The sequence below is a fragment of the Nocardia sp. NPDC003345 genome (assembly GCF_053589395.1).
Genome location: NZ_JBSFRU010000343.1, coordinates 1 through 6,645, shown reverse-complemented (window position 1 = coordinate 6,645; position 6,645 = coordinate 1). Strand labels below are relative to the sequence as shown.

Here is a 6,645-nt window from a genome sequence, read left to right as displayed (position 1 = left end):
CCCGGCCGGGTTCCATCGTGGCAGTTCACCGGACCGCCGGCGGGACAGCGCGCTGGTGTGTCGGTCACTGCGCGCACGGAGGCGGTACAGCGGTGTCCGGGGTCATATCCGGCGGCGGGGGAGCCGTGGGTGGATCCGGTCGTGATTCAGCGGCTCCCGGTGAGGCGCCGGTAACTCGCCTGCCACAGCCATTCCACCGGTCCGCGCTCGAACCGGCGCAGCCACAGATGGGCGAAGATCCCGACCGTCACGACCACGACCAGATAGATCACGACTGTGAACGGCACCCGGGCGTCGGGCGCGAAGCGCGCGGCCAGGCCGAACCCCCAGCCGTAACAGAGAATCGAGGCCACCAGGTTCTGCAGGATGTAGCAACTCAACGCGGTCCGGCCGATCTCGGCGAGCCGGCGCCCGGTGAATCCGGTGGTGGAGCGGCGCACATAGAACTCGGCCACCAGCGCGAGGACGGCCAGCGAGACGACCGGGGCCACCAGATAGCGGGTGACCAGCACCGCGTCGCCGCCCCCGAGCACCCCGGTCAGCAGGTCCACCGGCGCCGCGATACCGAATCCGGCGAACATGAGACGCCGCCGCAGCCGGGCGCCTTCCGCGAGGAACACGCCCGCGTGGAACAGCCGCGCGCCGATCAGGAACAACGCGATCGACATCGGCAGGATGAACAGGGTCTCGGCCCGGAAAACCAGGGCGTTCCCGGCGCGGAACAGCACCAGATCCCAGAACGAACCGTCCGCGTACGGGTTCGGGGACAGCGCGCCGGCGGTATCCGAGCCGCCCGGCCCCGCGGTGAACAGCGCGACGGCTATGAGCCCGATCAGAGTGAGATGGACGCCCAGCATCGTGACCAGCCACCGGCGCTGGGCGCGCGGGCCGAGGGTGAGCAGGAACGCCACGATCGCGCCGGTGACCGCGTATCCCATCAAGACGTCGAATTCGGCGATCAACAGGAAATTGAGCAGCCCGTCGAGGAACAGCAGCGCGGCACGCCACGGGTACCCGCCCGGCCAGGGGCGTCCCGCGCGGCGGGCCGAAGCCTGCTGGATGGCCAGGCCGATCCCGAACATCACGGTGAGCAGCCCCAGGAACTTGCCCTGAGCCAACTGCTGGAGCACCTTCTCTGCCCACATCCACGCGTCCGCGGGTGCGGTGGACAAGCGGTCGAGATAGCCCACCATGCCCCGCGGATCGGTGAGGATCCAGATATTGGTACCCAGCGTGCCGAGGATCGCCAGGCCACGCAGCACATCCAGGGCGATCAGCCGGGCCGGTCGCGACGGGATGTTTCCGGAGACGCCGGGATCGGCGGTCGTGCGTGTCATGTTCCGAGGATGTGGCCGCGGACCCGCCACGGCGTCCTCCGGAAGTACCACTCAGCGGATGATTCGCGATCCGTCGCCTACTCTCGAACCCATGCAGCGCATCATCGGTATCGAGGTCGAATACGGGATATCCACGCCCGCCGACCCGTCGGCCAACCCGATCCTCACCTCTACGCAGGCGGTTCTGGCCTACGCCGCCGCCGAGGGGGTGCCACGCGCGAAGCGCACCCGGTGGGACTACGAGGTGGAATCGCCGCTGCGCGATGCCCGCGGATTCGATCTGAGCCGGATGAACGGGCCCGCGCCGGTCATCGACGCCGACGAGGTCGGGGCGGCGAATATGATCCTGACCAACGGTGCCCGCCTCTACGTCGACCACGCCCATCCCGAGTACTCCGCTCCCGAGGTCACCGATCCGCTGGACGCGGTCATCTGGGACAAGGCCGGTGAGCGGGTCATGGAGGCCGCGGCCCGGCACGCGTCGAGTGTGCCCGGCGCGGCGCGGATGCAGTTGTACAAGAACAATGTCGACGGCAAGGGCGCCTCCTACGGCACTCACGAGAACTATCTGATGAGCCGCGAAACCCCGTTCAACGCGGTGATTCTCGGACTCACCCCGTTCTTCGTCTCCCGGCAGGTGATCTGCGGCGCGGGCCGGGTCGGTCTCGGTCAATCCGGGGACAACGCCGGTTTCCAGCTGTCCCAGCGCTCGGACTACATCGAGGTCGAGGTCGGCCTGGAGACCACCCTCAAACGCGGCATCATCAACACCCGCGACGAACCGCACGCCGACGCCGACAAGTACCGCCGGTTGCACGTGATCATCGGCGACGCCAACCTGGCGGAGATGTCGACCTATCTCAAGGTCGGCACCACCGCGCTGGTGCTGGACCTCATCGAATCCGGCGCGGATCTCTCGGATTTCCAGCTCGCCCGCCCGGTGACCGCCGTCCACACCATCAGCCACGATCCCACGCTGCGCGCCAAGGTCGCGCTGACCGACGGCCGCGAACTGTCCGGGCTCGAGATCCAGCGGCTCTATCACGAACGGGTCGCGAAATTCGTCGAGGTCCAGGGCAACGACGATCCGCGGGTACGCGATCTGCTGGACAACTGGGAGATGATCCTGGACCGGCTGGAACGCGATCCGATGGAATGCGCCGATCTGCTCGACTGGCCGGCCAAACTCCGCTTGCTCGAGGGTATGCGCAGCCGTGAGGGGCTGGGCTGGGCCGCGCCGAAACTGCATCTGATGGATCTGCAGTACTCCGATGTCCGGCTCGACAAGGGCCTCTACAACCGGCTGGTGGCCCGCGGCTCGATGAAGCGGCTGGTCAGCGAACAGCAGGTCCTCGACGCCATGACCCAGCCGCCCACCGATACCCGCGCCTATTTCCGGGGCGAATGCCTGCGGCGGTTCGGCGGCGATATCGCGGCCGCGAGCTGGGACTCGGTGATCTTCGACCTGGGCGGCGATTCGCTGGTCCGGATCCCGACGCTGGAGCCCCGGCGCGGCACCAAGGCCCACGTCGGCACCCTGCTCGACGGTGTCGATACCGCGGCCGACCTGGTACGACAGCTCACCACCTGAGCCCGGCCCGCCGCCGGGTGCGACGTTATACGACTACGTGTCGTCCCGGCTGGGTAGTGTTGAGGAACGAGCACAGAGAGCTGCTCACGATTCGTCCGGTACGCACCAGCGTCCGGTCGGTGGAAACAGAGGAGGTCGGCTGCGATGGCACAAGAGCAGACCAAACGCGCCGGGGGCGGCGACGATGACGAAGGCGTCGACGGCGTAGACGCCGCGGGTCAGGAGCGGCGCGAGAAGCTGGCGGAGGACACCGACGACCTGCTCGACGAGATCGACGATGTGCTCGAAGAGAACGCCGAAGACTTCGTTCGCGCCTACGTGCAGAAAGGTGGCCAGTGACCTCAGGTGACCCCTTGCGTCTCCAGTTGGGGTACGCCCTGTCGTCCTTTTCCGAACATCTGCGTCAGCAGGCACCGGATCTACTGCCCAGCAACGGATTCGATGCCCTGAGCCAGTCCACCGCCGCCGGAATTCCCGGCGGCGGTGCCGCGGGGGACATCGCACCGCACGGCACGACCGTGGTCGCGGTGTCCTACCGGGGCGGGGTCCTGATCGCCGGCGACCGGCGCTCCACCCAGGGCAACCTGCTGGCCGGGCGCGATGTGGAGAAGGTCCATATCACCGATACCTACTCGGCGACCGGTATCGCCGGGACCGTGGGCATGGCCATCGAGCTGGTGCGCCTGTTCGCGGTGGAGCTGGAACACTACGAGAAGATCGAGGGCGTCTCGCTGACCTTCGACGGCAAGGCCAACAAGCTGTCGAAGATGGTGCGCGACAACCTCCCGGCCGCCATGCAGGGCCTGGCCGTGGTGCCGCTGCTGGTCGGCTACGACGAGCAGGCCACCGATCCGGACCGGGCCGGGCGCATCGTCTCCTACGACGTGGTCGGCGGGCGCAGCGAGGAACGTTTCGGGTTCACCGCGGTAGGTTCCGGCTCGATGTTCGCGCGGACCTCGTTGAAGAAGCTGTACGCCAAGGGGATCGATTCCGACCGCGCCCTGCGGATCGCGGTCGAGGCCCTGGTGGACGCGTCGGACGACGATACCGCCACCGGCGGGCCGGACCTGCTGCGCGGGATCTACCCGACCGCGATCCTCATCGATGCCGACGGCGCCGTCGAGGTGGCCGAAGCCCGGCTCGAGGAGATCGCGCGCGGTATCGCCGCGGACCGTGAGGCCGCCGAGGAAGGGAGCGCACGGGCATGACCCTGCCGCTGTATGCGTCCGCCGAGCAGATCATGCGCGACAAGACCGAGCTCGCGCGCAAGGGGATCGCCCGGGGCCGCAGTGTCGTGGTGCTCGCCTACGACCAAGGCGTGGTGTTCGTCGCGGAGAATCCCTCGGCCACCCTGCACAAGGTCAGCGAACTCTACGACCGGACCGGTTTCGCCGCCGTCGGCAAATACAACGAGTTCGAGAGCCTGCGCCGGGGTGGCATCCTGCAGGCCGATCTGCGCGGCTACCAGTACGACCGTCGCGACGTCACCGGGCGTGCCCTGGCCAACGCCTACGCGCAGACGCTGGGCTCGATCTTCACCGATCAGCTCAAGCCCTACGAGGTGGAGATCTGCGTCGCCGAGGTGAGCTATCCGGACCAGGAGCCCGAATCGGTGCTCTACCGGATCACCTTCGACGGCTCGATCGTCGACGAGCGCGAGTACGTGGTGATGGGCGGGACCACCGAGCCCATCGTCGCCGCGCTCAAGGACACCTACCGGGCGGGTCTGGACCTCGCCTCGGCGATCGCGGTCGCCGTAGCGGCCCTGCAGGCCAGCGAGGGCTCCGACAAGGACAAGCGGACCCTGGGCGTGGGATCGCTCGAGGTCGCGACCCTGGAACAGGCGCGGCCGCGGCGGGCGTTCCGGCGGATAGGCCGGGCCGCCCTCGATGAGTTGCTCGGTACCACCGGTGAAGCCGGCGACGCCGCCCCGGAAACGGGTGGTAAGCCGGACTGACCGCCTGCGCGGGCAGCCTCCCGCCGCCGGGCACGAACCCGGGCCGAGCACCGCCACGGCGGTGCTCGGCCCGTTTCCGTGCCCCGATCGGCCTGAACCGATGCCTTGTGGCCGGGGTCCGCGCGACCGGTTCCGGCCCCTCTCCGGCGGCCGGTCCGGGACCGGGAATGGGCCCCGAAGCTGCGGATTCTCGGGTTCGGATGCCCATTCGGCGAACGATCGACGGCCTAATCGTTGCCAAGCCGTATACATCGGGTTTTCCGCACCGCCCCGCAGGGCTCATTCAGCGCTGTAACCTCGATAGTGTGCAGCGACGAATTATGGGGATCGAGACCGAATTCGGTGTGACGTGCACCTTCCACGGACACCGCCGGCTCAGTCCCGACGAGGTGGCCCGGTATCTGTTCCGCCGGGTGGTGTCGTGGGGGCGCAGCTCCAACGTGTTCCTGCGAAACGGCGCCCGGCTCTACCTCGACGTCGGTTCGCATCCGGAGTACGCCACCGCCGAATGCGACAGCCTGGTCCAGCTGGTCACCCACGACCGGGCCGGGGAGCGAGTACTGGAGGAACTGCTCATCGACGCCGAGCAGCGCCTCGCGGAGGAGGGTATCGGCGGGGACATCTACCTGTTCAAGAACAACACCGATTCGGCGGGCAACTCCTACGGCTGCCACGAGAACTTCCTGGTCGTGCGGGCCGGTGAATTCTCCCGCATCTCCGACGTACTGCTCCCGTTCCTGGTCACCCGGCAGCTGATCTGCGGGGCCGGCAAGGTACTGCAGACACCGAAGGCGGCCACCTTCTGCCTCTCGCAGCGGGCCGAGCACATCTGGGAAGGCGTCTCCTCGGCGACCACCCGCTCCCGCCCCATCATCAACACCCGCGACGAACCCCACGCCGACGCCGAGAAATACCGGCGCCTGCACGTGATCGTCGGCGATTCGAATATGGCCGAAACCACCACCATGCTCAAGGTCGGCACCGCCGCCCTGGTGCTGGAGATGATCGAGGCCGGCGTCTCCTTCCGCGATTTCGCCCTGGACAACCCCATCCGCGCGATCCGCGAAGTGAGTCACGACCTCACCGGCCGGCGCCCCGTACGACTGGCCGGCGGCCGGCAGGCCAGCGCCCTCGACATCCAGCGTGAGTACTACGCCCGCGCCGTCGAACATCTGCGCAACCGCGAACGCGATCCGCAGGTGGACCAGGTGGTGGACCTGTGGGGCCGCACCCTCGACGCGGTGGAATCCCAGGATTTCGCCAAGGTCGACACCGAAATCGACTGGGTGATCAAACGCAAACTGTTCCAGCGCTACCAGGACCGCTACGGCATGGAACTGGCCGATCCCAAGATCGCCCAGCTCGACCTCGCCTACCACGACATCAAACGTGGCCGGGGTGTGTTCGACCTGCTGCAGCGTAAAGGGCTGGCCAAACGGATCACCGAGGACGACGCGGTCGACGCGGCCGTCGACACCCCGCCACAGACCACCCGGGCGAAACTGCGCGGCGACTTCATCACAGCGGCGCAGGCGGCCGGGCGGGACTTCACGGTGGACTGGGTGCATCTGAAGTTGAACGATCAAGCGCAGCGGACGGTGCTGTGCAAAGACCCGTTCCGGTCGGTCGACGAGCGGGTGGACCGGCTGATCGCTTCGATGTAGCTGGAGCGGCTCCGCCGCTCGAGGTTCGGCCCTCCTTAGCGTCTGCTGTCAGCGCTCGAGACTCGCGGCTGCGCCGCCTCGCTTCGAGCGCTGACA

General features: G+C 67.9%; 6 protein-coding genes. 5 read left to right on the top strand and 1 reads right to left on the bottom strand.

Annotated elements, in window-relative coordinates:
* Positions 1 to 146: 146 nt before the first annotated feature.
* Positions 147 to 1,337, bottom strand: a complete 1,191-nt coding sequence (locus ACWDU1_RS27325; protein ID WP_450002794.1) for a DUF418 domain-containing protein — start codon at positions 1,335 to 1,337, stop codon at positions 147 to 149.
* Positions 1,338 to 1,428: 91 nt separating this feature from the next.
* On the opposite strand from ACWDU1_RS27325, the gene dop reads away from it, so the two are divergent.
* The 5 genes from dop (at position 1,429) to pafA (ending at position 6,549) form a co-directional block, all read left to right on the top strand.
* Entirely contained in the window at positions 1,429 to 2,928 is a 1,500-nt protein-coding gene (gene dop / locus ACWDU1_RS27320) for a depupylase/deamidase Dop (protein ID WP_450002792.1), read from the top strand.
* 144 nt (positions 2,929 to 3,072) lie between these two features.
* Complete coding sequence (locus tag ACWDU1_RS27315) at positions 3,073 to 3,267, top strand: ubiquitin-like protein Pup (protein ID WP_030521323.1); 195 nt, start codon at positions 3,073 to 3,075, stop codon at positions 3,265 to 3,267.
* On the top strand, positions 3,264 to 4,136 hold the full coding sequence (prcB, locus tag ACWDU1_RS27310; RefSeq protein ID WP_450002790.1) for a proteasome subunit beta: 873 nt from the start codon (positions 3,264 to 3,266) through the stop codon (positions 4,134 to 4,136). Before ACWDU1_RS27315 ends, prcB begins: the two co-directional genes overlap by 4 nt.
* Positions 4,133 to 4,885, top strand: coding sequence for a proteasome subunit alpha (gene prcA, locus ACWDU1_RS27305; protein ID WP_450002788.1), 753 nt, complete (start codon positions 4,133 to 4,135; stop codon positions 4,883 to 4,885). The genes prcB and prcA overlap by 4 nt, the downstream gene beginning before the upstream one ends.
* A gap of 305 nt (positions 4,886 to 5,190) precedes the next feature.
* Entirely contained in the window at positions 5,191 to 6,549 is a 1,359-nt protein-coding gene (gene pafA, locus ACWDU1_RS27300) for a Pup--protein ligase (protein ID WP_357430260.1), read from the top strand.
* The last annotated feature ends 96 nt before the right edge of the window (positions 6,550 to 6,645 follow it).

Excerpts from the sequence above, each read along its gene's own strand:
- ACWDU1_RS27325 (WP_450002794.1), bottom strand. The coding sequence starts at position 1,337 with ATGACACGCACGACCGCCGATCCCGGCGTCTCCGGAAACATCCCGTCG.
- dop (WP_450002792.1), top strand. The coding sequence starts at position 1,429 with ATGCAGCGCATCATCGGTATCGAGGTCGAATACGGGATATCCACGCCC.
- ACWDU1_RS27315 (WP_030521323.1), top strand. The coding sequence starts at position 3,073 with ATGGCACAAGAGCAGACCAAACGCGCCGGGGGCGGCGACGATGACGAA.
- prcA (WP_450002788.1), top strand. The coding sequence starts at position 4,133 with ATGACCCTGCCGCTGTATGCGTCCGCCGAGCAGATCATGCGCGACAAG.